Origin of the sequence: Marinimicrobium agarilyticum DSM 16975, assembly GCF_000423345.1 — a bacterium.
GTDB classification, from domain to species: domain Bacteria; phylum Pseudomonadota; class Gammaproteobacteria; order Pseudomonadales; family Cellvibrionaceae; genus Marinimicrobium; species Marinimicrobium agarilyticum.
This window is the reverse complement of sequence record NZ_KE384008.1, coordinates 212435-236694: the sequence shown is the minus strand read 5'-3', so window position 1 is coordinate 236694 and position 24260 is coordinate 212435. Positions and strand designations below refer to the sequence as shown.

General features: G+C 58.7%; 21 protein-coding genes and 1 tRNA gene. 9 read left to right on the top strand and 13 right to left on the bottom strand.

Annotated elements, in window-relative coordinates:
• The first annotated feature begins 294 nt into the window (after positions 1–294).
• A complete protein-coding gene (locus tag G547_RS0116880; RefSeq protein WP_027330846.1) occupies positions 295–1959 on the top strand; it encodes a nitrite/sulfite reductase in 1665 nt (554 codons plus the stop codon).
• Positions 1943–2452, top strand: a complete 510-nt coding sequence (locus G547_RS0116875; RefSeq protein ID WP_027330845.1) for a DUF934 domain-containing protein — start codon at positions 1943–1945, stop codon at positions 2450–2452. The genes G547_RS0116880 and G547_RS0116875 overlap by 17 nt, the downstream gene beginning before the upstream one ends.
• A 55-nt stretch (positions 2453–2507) precedes the next feature.
• Here the strand turns inward: G547_RS0116875 and G547_RS0116870 are convergent, their stop codons facing one another.
• The 9 genes from G547_RS0116870 to G547_RS0116830 form a co-directional block, all read right to left on the bottom strand.
• Positions 2508–3677: an ABC transporter permease gene (locus tag G547_RS0116870; RefSeq protein WP_027330844.1), complete on the bottom strand. Its 1170-nt coding sequence runs from the start codon at positions 3675–3677 to the stop codon at positions 2508–2510.
• A complete protein-coding gene (locus tag G547_RS0116865) occupies positions 3674–4429 on the bottom strand; it encodes an ABC transporter ATP-binding protein (protein WP_027330843.1) in 756 nt (251 codons plus the stop codon). Before G547_RS0116865 ends, G547_RS0116870 begins: the two co-directional genes overlap by 4 nt.
• A gap of 12 nt (positions 4430–4441) precedes the next feature.
• Entirely contained in the window at positions 4442–5851 is a 1410-nt protein-coding gene (locus G547_RS21990; protein WP_051235673.1) for an alpha/beta hydrolase, read from the bottom strand.
• Between the two features lie 65 nt (positions 5852–5916).
• Entirely contained in the window at positions 5917–7080 is a 1164-nt protein-coding gene (locus G547_RS0116855) for a patatin-like phospholipase family protein (protein WP_027330842.1), read from the bottom strand.
• Between the two features lie 17 nt (positions 7081–7097).
• Positions 7098–8723, bottom strand: a complete 1626-nt coding sequence (locus G547_RS0116850) for an AMP-binding protein (RefSeq protein WP_036189231.1) — start codon at positions 8721–8723, stop codon at positions 7098–7100.
• 262 nt (positions 8724–8985) lie between these two features.
• Positions 8986–9810, bottom strand: a complete 825-nt coding sequence (locus tag G547_RS0116845) for a dienelactone hydrolase family protein (RefSeq protein WP_051235672.1) — start codon at positions 9808–9810, stop codon at positions 8986–8988.
• A 127-nt stretch (positions 9811–9937) separates the two neighbouring features.
• On the bottom strand, positions 9938–10249 hold the full coding sequence (locus G547_RS0116840) for a YqfO family protein (protein ID WP_027330839.1): 312 nt from the start codon (positions 10247–10249) through the stop codon (positions 9938–9940).
• A 57-nt stretch (positions 10250–10306) separates the two neighbouring features.
• Positions 10307–11164 (bottom strand): CheR family methyltransferase, encoded by an 858-nt coding sequence (locus G547_RS0116835; RefSeq protein WP_027330838.1) that lies wholly within the window; start codon positions 11162–11164, stop codon positions 10307–10309.
• 64 nt (positions 11165–11228) lie between these two features.
• Positions 11229–12185, bottom strand: coding sequence for a chemotaxis protein CheV (locus tag G547_RS0116830; RefSeq protein WP_027330837.1), 957 nt, complete (start codon positions 12183–12185; stop codon positions 11229–11231).
• 228 nt (positions 12186–12413) lie between these two features.
• Between G547_RS0116830 and flgA the strand changes: the two genes are divergently transcribed.
• From flgA to G547_RS0116805, 5 genes are all read left to right on the top strand, one after another.
• A complete protein-coding gene (gene flgA / locus G547_RS0116825; protein WP_051235670.1) occupies positions 12414–13172 on the top strand; it encodes a flagellar basal body P-ring formation chaperone FlgA in 759 nt (252 codons plus the stop codon).
• Between the two features lie 143 nt (positions 13173–13315).
• Positions 13316–13633, top strand: coding sequence for a flagellar biosynthesis anti-sigma factor FlgM (gene flgM / locus G547_RS0116820; protein WP_027330835.1), 318 nt, complete (start codon positions 13316–13318; stop codon positions 13631–13633).
• 85 nt (positions 13634–13718) lie between these two features.
• Positions 13719–14198, top strand: coding sequence for a flagella synthesis protein FlgN (locus G547_RS21985; RefSeq protein ID WP_169449468.1), 480 nt, complete (start codon positions 13719–13721; stop codon positions 14196–14198).
• A 66-nt stretch (positions 14199–14264) separates the two neighbouring features.
• Positions 14265–14340, top strand: a tRNA-Arg gene (locus G547_RS0116810).
• A gap of 34 nt (positions 14341–14374) precedes the next feature.
• Positions 14375–15085, top strand: coding sequence for a 16S rRNA (uracil(1498)-N(3))-methyltransferase (locus tag G547_RS0116805; protein ID WP_027330834.1), 711 nt, complete (start codon positions 14375–14377; stop codon positions 15083–15085).
• Positions 15086–15094: 9 nt separating this feature from the next.
• On the opposite strand, the gene G547_RS0116800 is transcribed toward G547_RS0116805, so the two are convergent.
• The 3 genes from G547_RS0116800 to ttcA form a co-directional block, all read right to left on the bottom strand.
• Complete coding sequence (locus G547_RS0116800; RefSeq protein WP_027330833.1) at positions 15095–17545, bottom strand: putative bifunctional diguanylate cyclase/phosphodiesterase; 2451 nt, start codon at positions 17543–17545, stop codon at positions 15095–15097.
• Positions 17546–17705: 160 nt separating this feature from the next.
• Entirely contained in the window at positions 17706–18791 is a 1086-nt protein-coding gene (gene ald, locus G547_RS0116795; RefSeq protein WP_027330832.1) for an alanine dehydrogenase, read from the bottom strand.
• 53 nt (positions 18792–18844) lie between these two features.
• The gene (ttcA, locus tag G547_RS0116790; RefSeq protein ID WP_027330831.1) at positions 18845–19720 is read right to left on the bottom strand and encodes a tRNA 2-thiocytidine(32) synthetase TtcA; all 876 of its coding nucleotides are present in this window, start codon (positions 19718–19720) and stop codon (positions 18845–18847) included.
• Positions 19721–20240: 520 nt separating this feature from the next.
• Here ttcA and G547_RS21980 point away from each other — a divergent pair.
• Together G547_RS21980 and G547_RS0116780 are read left to right on the top strand one after the other, a co-directional pair.
• Entirely contained in the window at positions 20241–20993 is a 753-nt protein-coding gene (locus tag G547_RS21980; protein ID WP_051235665.1) for a flagellar brake protein, read from the top strand.
• Positions 20994–21139: 146 nt separating this feature from the next.
• Positions 21140–22720, top strand: a complete 1581-nt coding sequence (locus G547_RS0116780; RefSeq protein WP_027330830.1) for a methyl-accepting chemotaxis protein — start codon at positions 21140–21142, stop codon at positions 22718–22720.
• 70 nt (positions 22721–22790) lie between these two features.
• Here the strand turns inward: G547_RS0116780 and gorA are convergent, their stop codons facing one another.
• Positions 22791–24152 (bottom strand): glutathione-disulfide reductase, encoded by a 1362-nt coding sequence (gene gorA, locus G547_RS0116775; RefSeq protein ID WP_027330829.1) that lies wholly within the window; start codon positions 24150–24152, stop codon positions 22791–22793.
• Between the last annotated feature and the right edge of the window lie 108 nt (positions 24153–24260).

Sequence of the window (24260 nt, the reverse complement as noted above, 5' to 3'; positions counted from 1 at the left end):
ACGTCCGGAGATTGACAAGTCCGTGCCGGGAGGCCCGGGTTCTGCCCGGCGGGGCGGCATATAACCACCGGGCATTAGATTAGCCCAAATCGATTGTTCAGTTGCCACCCCCTTTTTTGCTATTTTACGCACCTCATTAGAGTCTCGACTCGCGCCCGAGCCGCCGCCGAGGGTCGCCTCCGGCGTGGTTTTCGTGTATCCTCCGCGGCGTCTAACCACCGCCCCAGGGCTGGCCGACACCGGCTTTCCGCCCCATGGCAACAACGACTGGCAGTACAGGTAAATCAGCCCTCTATGTACATTTATGACGAATACGACCGCCGTATCCAGGGCCAACGCGTCAAGCAGTTTCGCGCCCAAATGGAACGGTATCTGGACGGGCAGTTGGAGGAGGCGGAATTTCTGCCACTTCGGCTGCAGAATGGCCTCTATGTTCAGCGCCTGGCGCCGATGCTGCGTATCTGTGTGCCCTATGGCCTGCTGAACAGCCGCCAACTGCGTAAACTCGCGCACATTACCCGTACCTATGACAAAGGCTACTGCCACGTCAGCACCCGCCAGAACATCCAGCTCAACTGGCCTCAGTTGGAAGAGGTGCCGGATATTCTGGACGAACTGCTGGAAGTGGAGATGCACTGTAACCAGACCAGCGGTAACTGCATCCGAAACACCACCACCGACCAGTTCGCCGGCGTCGCCACCGACGAGCTGGTGGACCCGCGCCCCTACTGCGAGCTGATCCGCCAGTGGTCCACCTTCCACCCGGAATTCGCCTTCCTGCCGCGCAAATTCAAGATTGCCGTGAGCGCGACCGAGGAAGATCGCGCCGCTATTCGCGTGCACGACATCGGCCTGCAGATCGTGCGCAACGACGCCGGCGAGCTGGGCTTCAGCGTTTTCGTCGGCGGAGGCCTGGGCCGCACACCGGTGGTGGGCAGTCTGATCAACGAGTTCGTGCCCGAGCAACACCTGCTGACTTATCTGGAAGCGATCCTGCGGATCTACAACCAGTTCGGGCGGCGCGATAACAAGTTCAAGGCCCGGATCAAAATTCTGGTCCGCGCCATGACGCCCGACGTTTTCGCCGAGAAAGTCGCAGCGGAGTGGGAACACCTCAAGGACGGGAGCGCCACCCTGACCGGCGAGGAAATCGACCGGGCCAAGAGCTACTTTACCGAGCCGGACTACGAAGCGGCCGATGATACCGCCATTCAGGCGGAAATCGACCGCCTGGCGAGCGAGAACAAGGCCTTCTCAAACTGGCTCAAGCGCAATGTGCGCGACCACAAAAAGCCCGGCTATGCCGCGGTCAACCTGTCGCTGAAGCCCACCGGTATCGCGCCGGGGGACATTACCGACCGGCAACTGGAAACCCTGGCAGACCTGGCCGATACCTACAGCTTTGGCGAAGTGCGAACCACTCACGAACAGAACATGGTGCTGGCGGATGTGCGCAAGGCCGACCTCTACGACCTATGGCAGAAAGCCAAGGCCGCCGGCTTCGCCACCCCTAACATCGGGACGCTGACCGACCTGATCTGCTGCCCGGGGGGCGATTTCTGCTCCCTGGCCAACGCCAAGTCCATCCCCATCGCCGAGGCGATCCAGCGTCAATTTGACGATATGGATTACCTCTACGACCTGGGCAACATCGACCTGAACATTTCCGGGTGTATGAATGCCTGCGGCCACCATCATGTGGGCCACATCGGTATTCTGGGCGTGGACAAAAAAGGTGAGGAGTTCTACCAGGTCACTCTGGGTGGCAACTCCAGCAACGACGCCTCGCTCGGTAAGGTGATTGGCCCCTCGTTCAACGCCGAGGATATGCCCGGCGTGGTCCAGAAGATCATCGATGTGTACGTCGAGACACGTACCGAAGAAGAGCCTTTTATCGACACTGTCAACCGGGTGGGTATCGCCCCCTTCAAGGAGCGCGTTTATGCCAAAGCTAGTTAAAGACGGCGCCATTGTCGACAACGACTGGACGCTGATGGCAAAGCCCGAAGGCGAAGCAGCCGAGGCAAAGGTTCCCGGCGGCAAGGTGATCGTGCCGTTGAAAGTCTGGCAGGCCCAGCACGACGCTCTGGCGGAGCGCTCCGATATTGGCGTATGGCTGGATACCGACGAGACCGCGGACGAACTGGGCGATGAAGCCAAACGCTTTCCGCTGGTGGCGGTACACTTTCCGGCGTTCGCCGATGGCCGTGCGTTCAGTACCGCCCGGCTGCTGCGCGAGCGTTTTGACTTCACCGGAGAGCTTCGGGCCGTGGGGTACTTCCTGGCGGAGCAGGCCTGCTACCTGCGCCGCTGCGGTGTCAACGCCCTGGATTTCGGACCGGAGCGAGAGCACCATCTGGAGCCGGCCATTGAGGCACTCAAAGACTTTACCGAGTACTACCAGACCTCGGTCGATCAGCCACTGCCGCTGTTCCGTCGACGAGCGTCCTGAACACAGATATGCAAAAGCGCCGTGGCTCCAACGCCCGGCGCCTATCCCTATAGCGTCACTGCAGCAGTGACTCCTGCCGATAGCGATGGATCGTCAACAATAAAAACAGTGCCGCGACCAGCGTCGTTGATACCATCGAGAGGCCCGCCTGAGACCAGGCGAGTTCTTGCCCCTGAACAATGCTACCCATCAACTGATACTGCCCCAAGAGCGGCGTTGCCGTGGTCAGGGAGTCTTTGGGAACGTCCATGAACTGAAGGACAAAGAACGGGATCATGGGCACCATCATTGCCAGGCCCAGTTGGGTCTGCGCCTCTTTGGTCGAGCGGGCAAACGCGGCGATCATGACCAAAAACGCCGTCAAGAAAAAAGCGACGGGCAAGTGCAAAACCCCTGCGGTTACAAAGGTCATTGCAGAAAAGTCGTACTGGCTGGTAAAGCCGCTGTCATCCAGCAGGTTGAACAGGAAGAATGCCGTCAACAAAGGCGCCAGGAGGGAGATCAGCACGAAACTCAGCACGGCAGTGAACTTCCCAAGCACCAGATGCACTCGCGACACAGGAAGCACCAACAACGGCTCGAGCGAAAGGCGTTCGCGCTCCCCCGCCGTGCTATCCACCGCCAGGTAGAACCCGCCCATCATCATGGAAAACAGCAGCAGAAAGGGAATCATCAGCCCCACCATCACCTCGCCACCCATTTCCCTCGACAGATCATGCTCGCTGATCTGCAGGGGTTGAAACACCTGGGGGTCCATCCCTCGGGCCAGGAAACGAAGCCGTCCCATTTGCTCATCGTACCGGTCCAGCACCCCGCGCAAACGACGCCGCTCCCGGTCGGCACCATCTTCGCTGCTGTTGTAGTGGAGCACCAGAGGTGCGGGCTCGCCCGACCGGAAGGCATCGCCATAAGAAGTGCGCACCTCCAGCACCAATTTTTGTCGCCCCTCCCTCAGAGGCGACAAAAAGTTCTCATCCGCCTCGACCACATCGATATTATGTTGAGAGAGAAAACGCATCAGGTTGGGGGCGCGCTCGCTACCGGCCACCGTCACACTCAGCGGCTGCTCGAAGTTCACGGTGTGTTTGTTGACGTTGAACACCAAGGGGCCAATCATCAGGGCGGGCAGCAGCAGCGGACCGTACATCAGGGTAAAGAACATGGACCGGCGATCGCGCAAATTATCCCGTATCTCTTTAAGAACGATGATCCAGAAGGCTTTCATGCGCTCACCTCCAGCCGCTCACCAATGGCGACGACGAAAGCGTCTTCCAGATCCTGCTGACCGGTTTTTTCCAGAATACCGGGCACCGTTCCGGTCATCGCCACCCGGCCATCACTGATGATGGCGACCTGATCGCACAGGCGTGCCACTTCCTGCATGACGTGGCTGGAAATCAGCACACAGTGCCCTTCATCGCGCAACCGCCGGAGAATGGCCCGAAGATTTCGCGTCGCCATCACATCCAGCCCATTGGTGGGCTCATCCAGAATCAGGGTGCGGGGGCGATGAATCAGCGCGCGCCCGAGTGCCACCTTGGTCCGCTGCCCCTGGGAGAAGCCATCGGTTCGCCGGTCGGCAAACGCCTCCATGTCGAGCAGTTCCACCAGATTCTCCGCACGAGCTTTTGCCTCGGTGCCGGACAGACCGCACAGACGCCCGTAGTACACAAGGTTCTCACGGCTGGTCAGGCGCGGGTACAGGCCAGCGTTGTGGGGCAAGTATCCCAGGCTGCGACGCACCGCGAGCGGATCCTTCAGAACGTCGTAACCATCCACCCGAGCGCTTCCGCTGTCGGGCCGTATAAGCCCGGCCAAAATCCGCAGACTGGTGGACTTTCCCGCGCCATTGGGGCCAAGCAAACCGGTGATTTCTCCGTCTGAGGCGCGAAAGCTGACATCGCTCAGCGCTGTGACCCGGCTTTTCTTCTGTCCCTTGGCCTTAAAACATTTGGCCAGCTGTTCGGTTTCGATCACGGGGTTGCTCCTTCAGGGAGAGGGTCCATTCACATTGAGAAATAGAGGCACGGTTTCAAGCCGACCAAGACACTCTACTTGCAGGCCTTCGGTTTGCGCCGATTCTACAAACTGAGCAATCACCCTCGGCATACAGCCGGTGATGCCTACGTGGTGACCGCGATGGGGGACGGTAATGTGACGGGCACGCTCCAGCCCCTCAAGCAACGCCTCGCCATACGCGGGAGGTGTCACCGGGTCCCGTTCGCCACTGAGTAGCAGCGTGGGAATAGCGGAGCGCAGTGGCTGCTTGTAAGAGGCGTCGATATCTCCTCTGGGCCAGACCTCACACAACCCTTTCAATGCCTCCACCATTTGCGTTCCCATGTAGGTATTTTTAAGGGCATCGGTGGGCACATTTTCAATAAAGGGAACATCTTCAGAACACATGACACTGTTGTGCATTCCCATGGCCAACTGGTCAGAAATGTCCAATCGACGAGACATCCTCGCCAACGCGGCAAAGTCGTCCTCGCGATAGGCCTGGGCGAGCATGGGCGGAAGCACCGACAGCACCTCACTGTTATAGAGGGCCATCCGCACGATCGATACCAGGTGCGCGCGACGCAAGGTTTCCTGCACTTGATCGCCGCTACTGATTTCCCGATAGTGAAATTCGACAGGCGCCGTATCAAGCCGCTCGAACAACGCCTCGAGACCGGAGCCGAGGTCGGGGTAAGCCTCTCGGCAAGCCTCGTCCGCTTGACACTGCACCACCAAAGCGTCAAGAGCGGCCTGGCTGTGTAGCGCAATTTGAGGGCCAAAATTTTCCTGGGCCGGAAGCACGCCGTCCAGCACCGCCGTGCGAACCGCCGTCGGGTAGGTCCGCATATAGCTCTGGGCCACGCGGGTCCCGTAAGAAACACCGTAGAGATTCCACTGGGCAACGCCCAAGGCTTCACGCACCCTTTCGAAATCCCGAACCGCTACAGGCGTCGTATATTGACGCGGGTCACCCTTAAACTGGGCAAGGCACTCTCGCCCCAGCTCCCGAAAGCTTTCCCGGTCATCAGCCAGCAACAGGTCTTCCCGGTGACTCAGGTCGCAGGTTTGCGCATTGGAATGGCCAGTACCACGCTGATCAATCAGGTAAATATCCCGCTGCCGGGCGAGATCCTGAAAGGCCCGATCCAGCCACAGGAAACTGTCACTGGCAGCCTGACCGGGCCCACCAGCAATCGCCAATACCGGATCATCCGTGGTGCGCGCCGCCGAGGCGGGCAAGCGAATAACCAACAGCTCCAGACGACGCTCTTCGGGCTCATCATAGTTTTCCGGAACCTCAACGAAAGCACACTGAACATATCGCTGATGATAGGGTGTAGCCAATGCACAATCTCGAAACTCGAGGCTTCCGATTCGGGCGACTACTTCATCAGTCACTGCAAGCTCATTGGCCCCGGCGATTGATGCGTAAAATAATAGTAACAGCCAACAACATCCTCGCTTCATTTACTTTTCCCTTTTTCCGGTTGTTCGACCTCAAAAAAAGAACGCAGCCGCTCCGCCTCCCACATGGTGTCCTGATAACCCAGCTCCATCAGTTCGCTAATAAAAGACTGATGAAATAGAAGATAACTGGCGGCGGTCGCCCCTCCACCTTTGGTGGTGGCCCCGATGGCCCGCAAGAAAAACCGAAGACTCTTGGGCAGGTAGCGCACTTTGCGACCCGCGATGTCGTCGAGTTCGCGTGACGGTGAAATGATTCGGTTATCCACCGCCCGCAACGGCATGCCGGATTCGGCCAGTGTGCCCGGCGGGATCATCTCCACCAGTTCGTTAATTCGCTCCAGGTGCTCCAGATCGCCTTCCAGGGCATCAATAAAAGCACTATTAAACAGCTGGCCAACAATTTGAGCCATGGAGGGTGAGTGGCGAACCGACCGGCGCTTGATCGCCTTTTTGGCTTCGCGATTACCGCTGACACCCACGATGAAAAGCGATTCCGCTCCCAGATGCAGGGCGGGGCTGATTGGCGCCAACTGCCGCAAGGCCCCATCCCCAAAATACTCGCGATTGATTCTTACTGCGGGAAAAATAGTCGGAATCGCCGAGGAAGCCAACAGATGCTCAAGCTTCAAACGGGTGGGCACGCCCACGCGGCGATAGCGGTTCCACCCATTCAATGACTCCTCACCCTGGAAGAAGCTGACGGATTGCCCCGAGCTATAGCCCATGGCGTTCACCGCCACGGCCGACAGCTTGCCGCTGGCAATCGCCGCGTCGAGGTTTTCAAAGCGAATGGCGGTGCCCAGCAGGTGCCAAAGGGGGCCGTTATCCAGCATTGACAGGGGGCGGGTCCGGCCCACCCCCTCATTAAACAGGGAGAATCCAAGCAACCCGAGCCCGCGCCCGAGATCACTCCAACCGTGCTTGTAGATTTGTCCAGGCGTCAGGTTCTGCCAGATACCCGCCAGGGAGGCGACCGAGTCCCGGAAATTTCCGGGATGACAGGCCAGTGCCAGGGCATTGATGGCACCCGCAGAGGTACCGCAAATAATGGGGAAAGGGTTGCGCGTCTCCGCCGGCAGAATGTTCGCCAGCGCCTGCAGTACACCCACCTGGTAGGCGGCGCGAGCGCCACCACCAGAGAGAATCAGGGCTCTTTTCATAAAGTCTCTCGTCAGCGTCAGGCAGAACCCGAGGCCGGCTCCTCATCCCTCAACTCGCGCCGCAACACTTTCCCCACGTTGGACTTGGGCAGCTCGTCGCGGAACTCGACCGCATGCGGCACCTTGTACGCCGTCAGATTTTCCTTGGCGAAAGCCCTGACCGCTTCCTCGGTCAGGGCCCCCGAGGTAACGATGTAAGCTTTTACCAGCTCGCCACTTTCCTCGTCGGGCACTCCCACCACCGCTGCTTCGACGATGTCCGGGTGGGTGCACAATACATCTTCCACCTCATTGGGAAACACTTTGAAACCCGAGACATTAATCATGTCTTTCTTGCGATCCACAATTCGTATGTAACCGTCCTGCTCAATGATGGCCATATCACCGGTTTTAAACCAACCATCCTCACTGAGCGACGCTTCGGTTTCCTCAGGCCGATTCCAGTAACCCTTCATCACTTGCGGCCCGTGAACACAAAGCTCGCCCGACTCACCCTGAGGCAAAACATTTCCCTCATCATCAATAACGCGGCATTCAGTTTCGGGCAAGGGAACACCGACGGTGCCCTCCCGAATGCCCCCGGGCGGATTGATGGACACCACCGGGGAGGTTTCGGTCAGCCCGTAACCTTCGTAAATCGGCACTCCGGTCACTTCTTTCCAGCGTTTGGCGGCCGCGGCGGTCAGGGCCATGCCACCGGATGCGGTCAGACGCAGATGACTGAAATCCAATGCACGGAAATCCGGGTTGCGACACAGAGCGTTGAACAGCGTATTCAAACCGACGAAACAGGTAAAGGGTTGGCCTTTCAGTGATTTCACAAAGCCTTTGATGTCCCGGGGGTTTGGGATCAGAAGGTTGTGATTCCCAAGCGACATGGCCGATGTAATGTGTAGGGTGAAGGCATAGATGTGATAGAGCGGCAGGGGCGCGACGTAAAATTCCTGGTTGACCCGAAACTGCCCTTCCATGTGCTCGTTGACCTGATACATATTGGCAACCAGGTTGCGGTTGGTCAGCATTGCACCCTTGGCCACTCCCGTCGTACCTCCGGTGTACTGCAGTACCGCCACATCCTGCGCGCTCCGGTCCACCGGCTGATACTGGCCCTTGGCCGAGCCGAGGGCCTCACGCAGGCCAATGGCGTTGGGGAAAGAGGCTTTGGGGACCATTTTTTTGATGTATTTGATGACGGCGTTCAACAGCACGCGTTTGACCGGAGGATGCAGATCCGCCAACTCGGTCACGATGACCTGCTCGACATCGGTCTCCTCAATAATCGACGCCGAGCGGTCGGCGATATTGGCCAACACCACCAGTGCCTTGGCCCCGGAGTCCTGAAGCTGATGTTTGACTTCGCGCGCCGTATAAAGGGGATTGGTGTTGACCACCACCAACCCGGCACGCAGGGCGCCGAGTAACACTACGGGGTACTGCAGGACATTGGGAAGCTGGATCGCTATACGATCGCCCGGCTGCAGCCTGGTTTGTTGTTGCAGGTAGGCGGCAAACTGGCTGGAAAGGCGGTCGATATCCCGGTACGTCAGCGTGTGGCCGAGACAGGTAAATGCCCTGCTCTGGGAAAATTCTTTGAGGGCCCCATCCAGGACCGACACCACAGTACGGTCGTAATCGTGCTTCATGGTTACAGTACTCCATTCTGTTAGCGCAAGCGCCGCGACATCCATGAGTTGCGGTATTAGGCGCCAATTGACCTGTTATCGTTGCCCCGGCACCGAGCCGAAACCGTCTTGGTTATAAAGCCTCACTGACGGTTTAGCCACCCAGCGGGGGATTCTGAGATTATCGGTGTCAGAACAGGGACTTGCAACCATGACCATGGGATTTTGCCGATTCCCCCAAAGATTCGCTCCTCAAGTGGAACCGGCAAAGGCGCGACGGGAATCAATCGAAAATGCGATTGAAGAACCGCTGGGTTTTATGCCAGGAATCAGCATCGGCTTTGGCATCATAGGCCAGAGGCAAATCGTACTGCTTGCCGGCCTCAGTCGCGGCCGGGTTGGTGAAGGCGTGCTTGGCGCCCGGATAACTGTGTACTTTGAAATCCACGTTGGCAGCGGTCATTTCCTGTTTGAAAGCTTCCACCTGCTGCGCCGGCACCATCGGATCCGCCTCGCCGGTAAATACCAGCAGGTCCGCCTCAATATCTCCGGGCTGCGCTTCGGCATCGGTTGACAGCATACCGTGATAGCTCACAACACCATCCAGATCAATTCCGGCACGGGCCATATGCAAAACCACGGCCCCACCGAAGCAGTAACCGATGGCGGCAATGTCATCATCTTCGACCATCGGCTGCTCACGCAGCACCGATAACGCTTTGAGAAAGCGCTGCTCGGCCTCGGCCTTGTTGCTCATGACCGATTGCATGAACTCGTTCGCCTTACTCGGGTGTTCGGCATATTTTCCGGAGCCGTACATATCCAGGGCAAAGGCGGCGTAACCAAGCTCGGCCAGCATATCGGCCCGCTTGCGCACGTAGTCGCCATGGCCCCACCATTCGTGGACCACCAACACGCCGGGCCGGTCGCCCTCTATCCGGTCGTCATAGGCGAAATAGCCGGTGAAGGTCTGGCCATCCACCGTATAGTCGATCTCCCGGCTCTGGGCTTCGGCCTGGCTCAGGGAAGCACTTCCTAATAGAAGTCCAATCGCGCTCAGGCGACACAAGAAAGGGGCAAACGACGTTAACAACAATGGGCGTTTCATATCGTGATTCTCCTTGAATAAAAAATTCGTTCAGACAATGTTGGTTCTATACGCCTCAAAGCACAAGCTGTATCACTGCCATGATTCAACCCCGGTTTCCAGTAACGATCAGTGTGGCAGCGGCCTCCTAAAGATCGGCCAGCTGCCAGACATCATACGCGGGCTCTTCGTAGGGGTGGGCCTCACGCAACGCCGCCAGTGCCGGGCGGATCAGGTCGTCCTCGCACACCAGCTCTACCCGAAACTCCGATACCCGCTCCACCTGCCCTGTCTGCCCGATAAAGGGCTGGCTGCCGTCAAGGGGGCGAAACTGCCCTTGGCCGAGCACTTGCCAGCAACAACTGTCGTAGTCGCCTATGCGACCGGCGCCGGTGGCGAATACCGATGCCTTTACCGATTCAACATGGGTTTGCGGAACGTAGAATACCAATTTATACAAAGTCCAGCCTCCTGATCGTACGACAAGGGGTCGGGGTCATTGCCACTGAACCGAAGGTCAGCGGGCGCGGTAGAGAATTCCCGGCTCACACCGGACCATTTCAAAGCGCCCGGCGGCGCCACCCAGGCCTTCGGATGAGCCGAGAAACAGCAGTCCCCCCGGCTTGAGGGCGCCGTGTATTTTTTCCAGAATTCGTTGCTTCAACTCGGCGTTGAAGTAAATCAATACATTGCGGCAAAACACCACGTCAAACTTACCCAGTCCGGCATAGGAGTCAAGCAGGTTCCAGGCTTTAAACTCGATCCGGTCCCGGATGATCGGCTTGACCCGCCACACATTCTCTGCAGGACTATCAAAGTACCGCTCCTGACGCTCGGAGGACAGCCCCCGAACCACCGATAGCCGATCGTATTCACCGCGCCGGGCCTGGTCCAGCACAATCGACGACAGATCGGTAGCAACGACCTGCACGGGACGCGCCAAGGCCCCCATTCTCTGCCGGCGAAACTCCTCGACCATCATGCTGATCGAATAAGGCTCCTGGCCCGAGGAACAGGCGGCCGACCAGATGCGAATCGGGCCGGCCGCCCTGTGCTCAGCCTGCATCCATTGGGGCAGGAGCTGATTGCGCAGGTATTCAAAGGGATAAGTGTCTCGAAACCAGAAGGTTTCGTTGGTCGTCATCACATCAATGACTTGTTCTTTGAGGCGGCGATTGGTGTTCTGCTTGAGTGCACGCACCAGATCACTGAACGAGGAGAGCTTATACTCCTCCAGAAGCCGGCGAATGCGATTGGAAACCAGGTATTGCTTGTTATCACCCAAGGCAATACCGCAGGCTTCCTGAAGAAATTGACGAAAGTGGTCAAACTCCGCCTGATCAAAGTTGTCGCGCTTTCCCGCTGCGTTAGTCATGCATTGATACCGCTCAAACCAAATCCTCCAGTGACCGCGGCCACCCCTGTAATTGGGACGCTGTTCAGGCGCTACCGTCCTGAATCAGGTCTACACCGGTAATCGCCTTGATCCGGTCGTTAACCTGACGCGCCAGCTCATCGGGACTGAATTTCGCCAAAAAGTTGTCTGCCCCGACTTTTTTGACCATCGCCTGATTGAACACGCCGCTGAGTGAAGTGTGCAGCAAAATGTGCAGGTCTTTCAATTCCGGCTTGTTCCGCACCTCCGCGGTAAAGGTGTAGCCGTCCATCTCCGGCATCTCGATATCGGAGATGATCATCACCAACTCCTCGTTCGGGTCTTTGCCCTGGGCAATCATATCGAGCAGATAATCCAGTGCTTCCCGGCCGTCTTTGCGCAAGGTCGTCTGCACGCCGATGGACTGCATCACGCGCTGCACCTGCTTGCGGGCAACCACCGAATCGTCCACGATCAAGACGTGCTTCTGGACCACCCGTTCGCCGATCCCGTCTTCCAGCACCCCCTCACTGATCTGCTCATTGATGGGCGCGGCTTCGGCCAGGATTTTCTCCACATCGACAATCTCCACCAGCTCGCCCTCGACTTCGGTAACCGCCGTCAGGTAGTGCGCCCTGCCAGCCCCTCGCGGTGGCGGGTGAATGTCGCTCCAGTTCATGTTCACAATCCGCTCCACTCCGCGCACCAGAAAGCCCTGCAGCGTGCGGTTGTACTCGGTAATGATAACAAAGCACTTTTTGATGTCTTCCAACTGAGTGCTGCCCATGGCCTGGTTCATATCCATGATCGACAGCGTGCCGCCGCGAATATGCGCCACACCCCGGACCACGCGGTTCCGGCCGGGAATGGCATTCAGAGGTGGACAGGGAAGAACCTCTTTGACCTTGAACACGTTGATACCGTATAGCTGCTTCCCCCCCAGCCGGAACAGCAACAGCTCCAGTCGGTTCTCCCCCACCAGTTGGGTACGTTGATTCACATTATCCAGAACACCGGCCATAAAACGCCTCTTGCTTAACCTTTGCTTTCGCTTTGTTCGACGGAACCGACGGCGCTTTCACCGCAGGGCCCCCAAGGCTTGCCACCCTGAGGCACCCAACGAAAGAGAATCCGGACCGGCACATTCTTTGCTTTAACCAATAACATACAGCCTATAGCGGCTGAAATCCGACACTCTTAAGGGGCGCCGCCTTCGCGATCGTCATCTGCTGAAAGAATAGGACAAAAAATGCGGCTCTGTCGCTTTTTGCGCAAATTCAATACAGTACCCAAAGCGCTCCCTCAAAGGGGGCGTCACCCGCTATTGGCCCTGGCACTGCTGGGGGCGCTCGTCTCCCCCGCTCTGGCGCAGGCCCCTCAGGACCTGGCCGAGCTGCAGGCCCAAGTGACTGATTATCTTCAACAATATTACCAGACCTCCGAGATTGAGCGGGCAAAAGTCACCGTCGGGCGACTGGACCCCAGACTGAGACTGGCCGCCTGTCCTTCTGCGCTTGAGCTCAGCCACCAGGACGCCGAGCGGCGTGGGGGCAATCTCACCGTGCATACCCGCTGTCCCGGACCGACGCCCTGGGCTTTATACGTTCCGGCAGAGGTGGCAGTCTACCGCCAGATCGCCGTGGCCAGCCGCAGTCTGGGGCGAGGCCACAGGCTGAGCGCCGGAGATATCACGCTGGCAGTGCGCGATACCGGGCAACTGCGTCAAGGTTTTGTCACTCAAGCGGAAACCGCTGTCGGTATGGCGTTGCGGCGCCCCCTGCAAGCCGGAGACCCTGTGCGCCTGAGCCAGTTGGAGGCGCCCACGGTTGTGCGGCGCGGGGACCAGGTGAGACTGAAGGCCAAAACCGGTACCATAACCGTCGATACCAAGGGGACTGCTCTCAGCGATGGGCGTGTCGGAGACCAGGTGCGGGTGCGCAATGACCGGTCCGAGCGGGTCGTTCGGGGGCGGGTGATTGGCCCTGGCACCGTGGAAGTGGTTCTATAACGCGAAACGCATCACATTTATGCCAAAATAGCATTAAAGTTATAAAAATGCCGGCCGATACGCGAGGTACAGGGCGAAAAATCGCCTGCCCGCAGACCGAAACCCGGTCGGCATCATCGATTATTTTGTTGGGGAACAAGATTATGGTTATCGACTCAAACAACGGCATCAAGCCCGGAAGCAGTAACAGTGGCAGCAGCCGTCCCGCCGGTGTCACGCCCAAAGACACCGGAGCACCGTCCAAAGCGGACAGCCAGAGCAGTACCACCCGCCGTGACAGTGTCAACCTCAGCGCGGAGGCCCAGAGCATGAACCGCCTGGAAGAGAATCTGGCCAAGCTGCCGGACGTGGACAGCGAACGCGTCACCAGTCTGAAGAACGCGATCGCCGAAGGCCGCTTCGAGATCGATGCTGAGCGCATTGCCCAGAATATGCTGAATCAGGACGACCTGCTCGGCTGATAGCGCTCTTTAGTGTGCCGGCGGTTCCCCCAACGCCGTCGGACACACGATTCCCTATTCGATGATTACCCGAACCGAGGTTCCCATGACACCCTCCCCCGAGCAAGTCAGCCAGATGCTGGCCCAAGACACCCAGAGTATTGAGCAGCTACAGCAGAGCCTCGAGCAAGAACGGTCCGCTCTGGAAAAACGCGACGCTGCCGCCCTGCCCCCCATTATCGAAGCGAAAAACCAGCTGATGGCCGCTTTGGGAGAGCACGCACTGCAACGTCAGGCGTGGCTGGATAGCGCCGGACTCAGTCACGACCACGAAGGCTGGCAGCAATGGTTACAACAACGACCCGAGACCGCCGCCCAGTTGGATCAGTGGCAGCACCTCGCTGACCGGTTTGCGTACTGCCGGGAACTGAACGAGATAAACGGGAAAATCATTCACCGGGCGCAGCAGACGCTCGGACAAATGCTCAACCTGATGCGGGGGCAAAACAACGAGGGTCCCTCACTGTATAATGCACAGGGGCGTTCTGGCTCCAATCCCGGTTCCCAGACGTTAGGAAAAGCCTGATCAGCCGACTCTCGCTTGTGCCCCCTGAGCGCTTTTTGTATAGTGGCGACCCTTGTCGACCCTGCCGTCCCCGTCGATTAACAGGATAAATCCTCCGCCTCCTAAGCGGAAGCTCCAGGTTCGAGTCCTGGCGGGGACGCCATTTCCTTTTTAGACTTTCTACGGACACACGGGCCATGAATCTACTCCTGCTCAAGGATCAGGAATTGATCGCCCCCGGGCTGGCCCGGGTCACCGACAAACGTCGCATCGAGCACATTACCCGCGTACTGAAAGCCGGCATCGGTGACACCCTGACGGTGGGTGAAATCAATGGCAATCTTGGACAGGGGCTCATCGAGCACCTGGACAACCACGAGTTACGGCTGGCGTTGACGCTGAACCAGACACCCCCATCACCCATGCCCCTGACATTGATCCTTGCCCTTCCCCGGCCCCAGCAGATCAAACGTATCCTGCAAACCGTGGCGAGCGCAGGCGTCAAGACGCTACACCTCATCCACTCGCGTCGTGTCGAAAAGAGCTACTGGCAATCACCGGCGTTGGCGCCCGAAGAGGTTGAACGGCAGCTGCATCTGGGGCTGGAACAGGGGCGCGATACGGTGGAGCCTCGGGTGCACTTTCATCCCCGTTTCAAACCCTTTGTGGAAGACGAACTGCCCGTTTTGATGACCGAGCGCCTGGCGTTGGTGGCCCACCCCTACCACGCGGCCCCCTGCCCGTCACAGGTGCAACAAGCGGTCATTATGGCCGTTGGGCCGGAGGGAGGATTCAACGATTTCGAAATCGAACAGTTGTCGACCCGGGGGTTTCAAACGGTGCATCTGGGGGAGCGTATATTGAAGACTGAGACGGCGATTCCCTTCTTGTTGGGGCGTCTGTTCTGACTCAAGCGGTCAGTACTGTTCTTGCTCCACTTTCTCCACCAGGAGCGCATCAAATGCTTCCAACTCGACACCCGGACTGAAGTAAAACCCCTGAAAGTAGTGGCAACCGTACTTTTGCAACAAGTCGAACTGCGCCTCTTCTTCCACCCCCTCGGCAATGACATCCAGATCCAGCAAACGACCCATGGTGATGATGGTTTCCACCAGAACCCGATCGTTCCGGTCTTCAATAATATCCCGGATAAAGCTTTTGTCGATTTTCAGCACCGTGACCGGCAACTGCTTGAGATAGCTGATGGAAGAATAACCGGTACCGAAGTCATCCAGAGAGAAACTGATACCGCGCTCTGCCAAGCGTTCCATGGTCACAATGGCTTCGTCGACATGCTGAATCACAATACCCTCGGTCACCTCCATTTCCAGCGAGTTCTCCGGAATGGGGTATCGCTCCAGTGTATTCAAGACGTCATCCGCAAACGCGGTGCGGCGAAACTGGCGGGGGCTGATATTGATGCTCAGCTTCATGCCGCGTTTCCACCAACCTTTGGATTGCCAGTGCACCAGGGTTTCACAGGCGGTTTCCAGTACCCATTGGCCTACATCCAGAATCAGGCCCGAGGTTTCCAGAATGGGAATGAATTCCGCCGGTGAAATGACACCTTTCTCCGGATGACGCCAGCGCAATAACGCCTCGGCACCCACAATCTGTCCCGTACCCAGGTCCACTTTAGGTTGATAGTGAAGCGTAAACTGCCTTTGTTCCAGCGCCCGATGCAGGTCGCCCTCCATGACCAGTTGACGGCTGACTTTGTCCGCCATTTCTTCGTTAAAGAACTCTATGGCATCCCGACCCTTTTCCTTCACCTGGTACATGGCGGTATCCGCGTACCGAAGAAGTTCGTGCACGGTGCTGTCCTTGTCGGGATACAACGCCACGCCCACGCTGCAGCTGATACGCAGCTCCAGGTTTTCCGTTTTGAACGGGCGGGAGATGATGCGCCGGATCTTCTCGCTGATTTCCCCCGCCCTCAATGCTGCCGTAGGCATATGCTCATCCAGCACCGTAAGCACCACGACAAACTCGTCACCACTGAGGCGGGCCACCAGGTCCTCCTCACGCACGGAGCTGACCAACCGGTTGGCCACTTCTTTCAAAACCTTGTCGCCCACCGGATGCCCGAGAGAGTCATTGATGTTCTTGAACTGATCCAGATCAATGAACAACACGGCACCACAATAACCATGGCGCGAGGCGCGTCGTAGCTCCAGATCGAGTCGCTCAACCAGCTGCACCCGATTCGGCAGATGGGTCAAGGCATCGTGATGGGCCATGAATTCCATCTCGGCCTGAGCTTTTTTGCGCTCGGTAATGTCCACCGACACCACCAGAGCAATCACTTCATCATAGTAACGGATGGGCAGGATGTGGCTTTGCAGGTAGAGCGTTCGGCCCTCAGGGGTCACAAACGCCTCTTCGTTGATTTCGATATCGATGCCCTGACGAATGACGCGTTGGTCGTTCTGGAGAACCTCGTCCACATCCTCAAGCACGTTCGTCAGCAGTTCGCGAGCATCCCGCTCGCGCATTTGATCGGGGGTCGAACCCAGTAATTCAGCCAGGGTTCTATTGGCGAACAGGTAGCGGCCCTGCGCGTTGCGAGCGCCCACCAGCACCGGCAGGCTATCGATAATCTGGCGCAAGTGCTCCTCACTTTTGCGCAGTGCCAGCTCTACCGCTCGCCGCTTGGCCAATGAAAGGTCCACCGCATCCAACAATTGGTTGCCGCTATCGACCAGTTGAGCCAGTTCGTCTCTGCGCTTGCGCAGCGGCGTCAGGCGCCTGACGCCCGGCTCTTCCGGGTTAATGCTCTTGATTTCGCGCGAGAGGCGTACCAACGGCTTGGTCACAATAAAGTAAAATGCAAAGAACAGCAGAACCACCAGCATGGCATTACGCGCAAGCCCAGTGGCCAGGTTGAGCAAAGAGCGTTCGTAAAAACCCGCCAGCGCCTGATCCATATCCACGGTGAACGACAATTTCCCGGCGGCGGTCTCACCATAACCGGGTATCGCCAGGTCGGTTTCCAGTGTGAGACTTTCTTCATGGAACAGGCGAGTGATCCAGCGGGTGTTGGAGGGCCGTGGCTCAGCCTCGCCCTGAGCCAGCGTATTGCCCAGTTCATCGGTGATCCGGACACCGGTTACGAAATCGTAGGCAAGCAGGCCGTTCACCACTTCGGCGGAAAGATCGTCATCCAGCGTATGGACCGCTCTCACGGCAGGCGGGGTCGCCACTTCCAGCACCCGTTGAAACAACTGGTTCAGCTCGTGGCGCTGATTGCGCAAGTCCAGATACAATTGGAACGAGCTCATCAGCAAACCCAGCAGAAATGCCAGGATAATGCCGATCTTGGCCAGGCGGAACGAGACGCCCTGAAAAAAGGAAGGTGCCTGCGTCATTTTATGGTTATATTCCCATGCCTCATGAAGTCGGAGCGACGAACCGGAGTAGCGGACACTGCGAACGACGCCACCCAAGCGATTATAAAGGATTCTCCCACAGACGGCTCTTGTCGTCCATTTCAACACAAATCAGTGGTCGATTCAGCCTCCCGATCGGCTAGGTTTTCCCGAGGGCTCGGGCCACTGCCTCGTGGGTCAGGCGGCCCTGGTGCACATTGAGCCCGGCGGCAAGACCCGGATCGCGATCCAGCGCATCCAGCCCCTCGCCCGCCAATGCCTGCACGTAGGGCAGCGTCGCATGACTGAGGGCCAATGTCGCGGTTCGGGCGGCCGCCGAAGGAATGTTGGCGACACAGTAATGGATGACCCCTTCCTCGACAAACGTCGGCTTGCCGTGCGTGGTGGGTCTTGAGGTTTCAAAACACCCGCCCTGGTCAATGGCGACGTCCACCAGCACCGCGCCCTTGGGCAGGTTTGCCAGTTGCGTCCGTGACAGTAGTTTCGGGGCGGCATCCCCCGTGACCAGCACCGCGCCAACAAGCAGGTCAGTGTCGGGCAGCAGCCGCTCGAGGCCATCCGCCGTGGCATATTCACAGACTACGCGCCCCCGGAACATGGCATCGAGCTCGCGCAAGCGGCGGGGGGATTTATCCAGAATGGTCACCCGCGCTCCGAGCCCCACGGCCATGCGCGCGGCCTGGACGCCCACCACGCCCCCACCGACCACTGTGACGCCCGCTGGCGGTACGCCGGGGACCCCGCCGAGCAGAATGCCCCGCCCCCCTTGGTGCAGCTCCAGATGATGGGCCCCCGCCTGGGTTGCCAACCGCCCCGCCACCTCGGACATGGGGGCAAGCAGCGGCAGGCCGCCGTGACCATCGGTTACGGTTTCATAGGCAATGCAACTGGCTCCGGAGGCCAGCAGTGCCTCGGCTTGGCGCGGGTCCGGCGCCAGATGTAAAAAGGTAAACAGGAGATGGGAGGGCCGTAGGCGCGAATATTCTTCGGGTTGCGGCTCTTTGACTTTAACCAACAAGGTCGCCCGCTCAAACAGCTCATCGGCGCCCTTCAGCAAAGTTGCGCCGGCCTGGCGGTATTGTTCGTCATCGAAACCGATTGCCTCTCCAGCGCTGGCTTCCACCAACACCTCGTGACCGGCCTCGGTCAGCTCTCGGACCGCCGTGGGCGTCAGCCCCACACGATACTCGTCCGCTTTGATTTCCCGGGGAACGCCAATCCTCATAACTACCCCTCCTGTAGGAGAACGTCGGGCTCTGCTCTCAGTATAGAGGTTGGTCAGGACACCTGCAGGGCGGGGATGAACTGTTGCACCCCCGCATCTTCCTCGGACTCCTCCTGCGGCGCGGCCTCCGGATCAATGCGCAGGCCGGCAAAATCAAACAGATTGGTATCCGCCAGTTGAGACGGCGCCACGTTACGGATGGCAGAGAAGATGGTTTCTGTCCGCCCCGGGTGCTGCTTCTCCCAGTCAGTCAGCATCTGCTTGATAACCTGGCGCTGCAGGTTTTCCTGGGAGCCGCACAGGTTGCAGGGGATGATGGGAAAGGCTTTGTACTCGGCATATTCGGCCAGGTCCTGTTCCTTGCAATACGCCAGGGGGCGGATCAATACGTTGCGCTTGTCGTCGGCCAGGAGCTTGGGCGGCATGGCTTTGAGCTTGCCACCATAGAACATGTTGAGAAAGAGGGTTTCAATAATATCGTCCCGGTGGTGACCCAGGGCGATTTTGGTGGCGCCAATGTCGTTGGCGTAGCTGTAGAGGGTGCCGCGCCGCAACCGTGAACACAGGCCGCAGGTGGTCTTGCCCTCGGGAATGACGTCTTTGACGATGCTGTAGGTGTCGCGCTCGATAATATGGTACGGCACGCCGACGTTGCTCAGGTACTCGGGCAGGATGTGCTCGGGGAAACCGGGTTGTTTCTGGTCCATGTTGACGGCGATCAATTCGAACCGTATGGGGGCGGTTTTCTGGAGGCTCATGAGGATGTCGAGCATGCCGTAGGAGTCTTTACCCCCGGAGAGGCAGACCATGATTTTGTCGCCCTCTTCGATCATGTTGTAGTCGGCAATGGCGCTGCCCACTTGCCGGCGCAGTCGTTTTTGCAGTTTGTTGTATTCCAGGCGCTCTTTGCGCACGACGGGCTGACTCATAACGCTCTCGGTCTATCTTGTGGGTGGCCAATATTCGATGTGCCGTCATTGTACGGATTTTAGCCGAGGCTGGGAATTGCCGCTTCGGCGGCAGAGCCTTGCCGCCACCTTTTGTGTTTTAGGCCCAAACAGTAAGTACTCGTCCAGCCCGGTTCGGTGAGGCGTATGGTCTTCGGAGACCCGCCGTAAATACATCCCTGTAGGCTTCTCATCGGCATCCATGCCTCAGAGAGTCTCCGAAGACCATACGCCTCACCGAACCTCAGTGGTAACGGCAACCAGCGGTGGAACTTGGCACTGAGGCCCTGAGGGGGATCGACCGGTTGTAGACTCTCTGAGGCATGGATGCCGATGAGAAGCCCCCATGGATGGGTTCACGGCGGGTCTACAACCGGTCGATCCCCCTCAGGGCCGGCCTCTCCAACAACCACTTTTTCGCCATCACCTTGTCCATGGCACACCCCTTGCAGAGCTGGGAGAGAAACAACAATACCGCCAGCCGACTGACGAGAGAGACCCTATGGCCCTGTTGCGCGCCCTGATGAAAAAGCTGTCCACCGAAGAACCCGCAACGAGCGCCCCGCCTGAAAACGAAACTCCGCGTGCAGAACTCCCGTGCGTCCGCCACCTGCGCCCGCTGGAACAACGCAAACAACTGCTCACCATCCGGCACAACCAACGCGACTACCAAAGCCTCATACTCGCCCTCGACACCGAACGGGAACTGCTCTGGCTCGACGAACTCTTCCCGCGCGCGCTCAACCTGGAGCCCGGTGACGACCTCACCGTCAGCCACCACCACAACGGCCAACTGTTCGAATTTACCGCCCCACTCGTCGGCTGGAGCACACCCCACCGCTCCGGCGGCGTGGCGCTTCCCCTACCCCAACAGTTTTACAGCGGTCCGCGGCGACGCTGGCCGCGGCTGAATGTGTTTGGCTGGCACCCCATCAGCGCTCGGGTCGCCGTGCCCGGGCTTTCGCCCCTCAGTGGCGAGGTGCTCAACATTTCCGCCGGCGGCGTGCGCCTCAGTCTGACCGGCGACTGGCGTCCGTTTCTTCATCACCGCGACCTCTTGCCTCTGTGTGAATTTACCGTCGCCCCCGGCCTGCGAGTACGCTGCCGGGCTCGTGTCTGCGCATTCCAGCTGAGCCTCCGTCCCTGGCGGCAGACCCGCGTCAGCCTGGCCTTTGAGGACCTTGCACCGGAGACGCGTCAGGCGTTGGCGCACTTTGTCCTCGAACAGCGCGAGCGCGCCGCAGCGGCGGCGTAATCTTTCAGAAAATACGCTCAACTTTCCGGGGGCGTCGCCGACAACCTCCCCCACCTGCGCCGGTCGTTGTTCCCGAGGTCCGGTGGCACTGGTCTACACTGATTGAACGGCTTTGAGAGTAACGGCAACGCTAAGGACACCTGACTATGCGTAATAATGGACCCACGACCGGGAAGAATATTCCCGTGAAAGCGGGAGAGGAGCTTGTTTCCTCCACGGATACCAAAGGTACCATCAAGTTCTGCAACGATACCTTCCGCGATACCTCCGGCTTTACTCGCGAAGAATTGATCAACCAGCCTCACAACATTATCCGGCACCCGGAAATGCCCGAAGCGGTGTTCGGTCTGATGTGGAGCGCACTCAAAGCGGGCCGCCCCTGGATGGGGATTGTCAAAAACCGTTGCAAAAATGGCGATCATTATTGGGTGGACGCCTACGTCACCCCACTACGGGACAAAGGCGCGGTGCAGGGCTACGAGTCAGTCCGCGTTCAGCCGGACCCCGTCCGAGTGGCTCGGGCAGAGGCAAGCTACCAGCGCATGCGTTCGGGCAAGAGCGCCTGCCCGAAAACGACCCGCCTCTGGCAAGCCTCGCGCACCGCTATCGAAGTGGCTCTGGTCGCACTCACGGTTCTCGTTATAGGTGCCTGGTTTAACGACACGCTGACGGCAGGCGCCGCCGCGTCCGCCGCCGTTGGCAGCGTGGTTATCGGGGTTGTCACTCAACTGTTGATTCAACAGCACTTGAAGCCGAGTCTCGAGAGAGCCAGGGCCATTTTGCACGATCCGGTCGCGGCCTATATCTATACCGGACGCAGTGACACCCTGGGCGAAATCGAGTTCGCCCAACTGGCGTTGCGCGCCCGCCTGCGCACGGCGCTGGGACGCTTTGGAGAATCCGCACGCGAGCTTCATGAACAAGCTGCACAGGCGCAACTTCAGGCCGCTCAAACCCATCGGGGCATGGACGAGCAACAGCGGGAAACCACCCGCGTGGCCAGCGCCATGCAACAGATGGCGCTGGCGGTCCAGGAAGTGGCCAGCGGTGCCTCCGACACGTCCGAGGCCACCCGAAGCGCGATAACGGAGGTCCAGCAGGGTGAACAGGTCATGGCCTCCGCAGGGACCGCCGTGGGAGAACTCTCCCGTCAGGTGGACGCCCTGGGGCAGGTGTTGGACCGTTTGCGAGCCGACAGCGGGGAAATCGCCAAAGTCATTGATGTGATCCGCGGCATCGCCGAGCAAACCAACCTGCTCGCTCTGAATGCCGCCATTGAGGCGGCCCGTGCCGGAGACCAGGGGCGAGGCTTTGCGGTCGTGGCGGATGAGGTTCGCACGCTGGCCCAGCGCACCCAGGATTCCACCGGCCATATTCAGGCGATCATTACCAAGCTGGGCGAAGCGACGGGCCAGGCCGGCGAGGATATGGATCGCTGCCAGGAGTGGGTGGAGCGCAGCGTGGGCGAAATGGACAACGTCAAAACCGCCCTGCAGGCCATTGCAAAAGCCGTGCAGACCATTGATCAGATGTCTCACCAAATCGCCGCCGCGTCGGAAGAACAGTCCGCGACCGCAACGGATATTGAGCAGAACACTCAGCACATCAGCGACATCGCCGATCGTACCCAAAAAGAAGTCGCGCAGGCAGAAGCGCTCAACAAGGAAATGGAACGGTTGTCGGAGCGCCAACTCAGCCTGATTGTACGCTTTGACGGGGGGCGATAAGCCCCTCGGCCAGAGCCGAAACCCCAAGAGACCGTTGCTCAGCATGTCGAGCGAAAAGGAAAGTCGCTCGCTAGCTCTCGACGGGCTGCCTCAAAGTCACAAACTCTTCCGCCAACGTCGGATGTATGCCGATGGTACGATCAAAATCCGTTTTGGTCGCCCCCGCCGTCATCGCGACGCCGAGCCCTTGCATGATCTCCCCTGCTTCGGGCCCGACCATGTGACACCCCAAGACGCGATCGGTATCCCGATCCACCACAAGTTTGACCAGCGCCCGCTCGTTGATATCCGGAAGCGTGTACTGCATCGGGCGAAAAGCACCGCGATAGATATCGATGTTCGCGTATTCCGCCCGGGCCTCTTCTTCGGTCAAACCGCAGGTGGCCATCGTGGGCTGACTAAATACCGCCGTGGGAACAATGCGGTAGTCCAATGGTGCACTTTTCTCGTTACCGAATAGGTGCCGCGCCAGAATCATTCCCTGGGCCAACGCCACGGGGGTCAACTCCGCCGGCCCGGTCACATCCCCCAGAGCATGAATGGACGGCTCATCGGTCTGAAAAAGCGCATTTACGCGAATGTGGCCGTCGTCGGTCAACGCCACCCCCGTATTCTCAAGCCCCAACCCTTCGGTTTTCGGGTGACGACCAGTGGCGTACATCACCTGCCCCGCTTCGAATGTTGCCCCCTGATCGGTGTGGACGGTGAGTCGCCCCTTCTCTGCTTTTTCAATGCGGTCAATATCGGAATTGAAGTGAAGGTGAATCCCTTTCTTGGGCATTTCCTGGGCCAGATGTTTTCGCAGGTCACTATCGAAACCGCGCAGAAACAGGTCGCCGCGATAGCACAGGTGCGTCTCCACCCCCAGGCCATTGAAAATGCCAGCAAACTCGACGGCGATATAACCTCCGCCGACGATCACAATCCGCTCAGGCAACTCGTCCAGATAGAACGCTTCGTTGGAGGTAATGGCGTGTTCCGCACCGGGAATGTCTGGCACCCAGGGCCAGCCCCCGACGGCCAGCAGTAGGTGTTTGGCAGTGTAGGTTTTATCCCCCACCGCGACTTCATGGGGCCCTTTCAACTGGCCGGAACCGTCGATGATATCGACTCCGGCGGTGTCCAGGAGCCGTTCGTAGATGCCGTTAAGCCGTTCGATTTCCTTGTCTTTATTCTGACGCAGTTGGTTCCAGTCAAATTTGATACTGCCAGCCTGCCAACCGTAACCGGGTGCACTGTGAAAGGTTTCGCGGTAGTGGGAGGCGAAGACAAAGAGTTTTTTGGGCACACAGCCCACATTGACGCAGGTGCCCCCCAGGTAACGCTCTTCGATGATACCTACCTTCGCACCGTACTGGGCCGCAAACCGGCTCGCCCGGACGCCGCCGGAGCCAGCCCCTATAACCAGTAAGTCGTAATCGTATTGGCTCATGTTTTTGTGTCCACCTCTGTGTTCTAGAGCCCAACTTGGGGCGTCCGAGTCCGGTCAGAAGAGAGGAACACCATACCAGGACACGCCGTAAATACGTCCCTGTAGGCT

Coding starts and splice junctions, on each gene's coding strand:
- G547_RS0116880 (WP_027330846.1), top strand. CDS start 295: ATGTACATTTATGACGAATACGACCGCCGTATCCAGGGCCAACGCGTC.
- G547_RS0116875 (WP_027330845.1), top strand. CDS start 1,943: ATGCCAAAGCTAGTTAAAGACGGCGCCATTGTCGACAACGACTGGACG.
- G547_RS0116870 (WP_027330844.1), bottom strand. CDS start 3,677: ATGAAAGCCTTCTGGATCATCGTTCTTAAAGAGATACGGGATAATTTG.
- G547_RS0116855 (WP_027330842.1), bottom strand. CDS start 7,080: ATGAAAAGAGCCCTGATTCTCTCTGGTGGTGGCGCTCGCGCCGCCTAC.
- G547_RS0116850 (WP_036189231.1), bottom strand. CDS start 8,723: ATGAAGCACGATTACGACCGTACTGTGGTGTCGGTCCTGGATGGGGCC.
- G547_RS0116845 (WP_051235672.1), bottom strand. CDS start 9,810: ATGAAACGCCCATTGTTGTTAACGTCGTTTGCCCCTTTCTTGTGTCGC.
- G547_RS0116835 (WP_027330838.1), bottom strand. CDS start 11,164: ATGACTAACGCAGCGGGAAAGCGCGACAACTTTGATCAGGCGGAGTTT.
- G547_RS0116830 (WP_027330837.1), bottom strand. CDS start 12,185: ATGGCCGGTGTTCTGGATAATGTGAATCAACGTACCCAACTGGTGGGG.
- flgA (WP_051235670.1), top strand. CDS start 12,414: ATGCGGCTCTGTCGCTTTTTGCGCAAATTCAATACAGTACCCAAAGCG.
- flgM (WP_027330835.1), top strand. CDS start 13,316: ATGGTTATCGACTCAAACAACGGCATCAAGCCCGGAAGCAGTAACAGT.
- G547_RS21985 (WP_169449468.1), top strand. CDS start 13,719: ATGACACCCTCCCCCGAGCAAGTCAGCCAGATGCTGGCCCAAGACACC.
- G547_RS0116805 (WP_027330834.1), top strand. CDS start 14,375: ATGAATCTACTCCTGCTCAAGGATCAGGAATTGATCGCCCCCGGGCTG.
- G547_RS0116800 (WP_027330833.1), bottom strand. CDS start 17,545: ATGACGCAGGCACCTTCCTTTTTTCAGGGCGTCTCGTTCCGCCTGGCC.
- ald (WP_027330832.1), bottom strand. CDS start 18,791: ATGAGGATTGGCGTTCCCCGGGAAATCAAAGCGGACGAGTATCGTGTG.
- ttcA (WP_027330831.1), bottom strand. CDS start 19,720: ATGAGTCAGCCCGTCGTGCGCAAAGAGCGCCTGGAATACAACAAACTG.
- G547_RS21980 (WP_051235665.1), top strand. CDS start 20,241: ATGGCCCTGTTGCGCGCCCTGATGAAAAAGCTGTCCACCGAAGAACCC.
- G547_RS0116780 (WP_027330830.1), top strand. CDS start 21,140: ATGCGTAATAATGGACCCACGACCGGGAAGAATATTCCCGTGAAAGCG.
- gorA (WP_027330829.1), bottom strand. CDS start 24,152: ATGAGCCAATACGATTACGACTTACTGGTTATAGGGGCTGGCTCCGGC.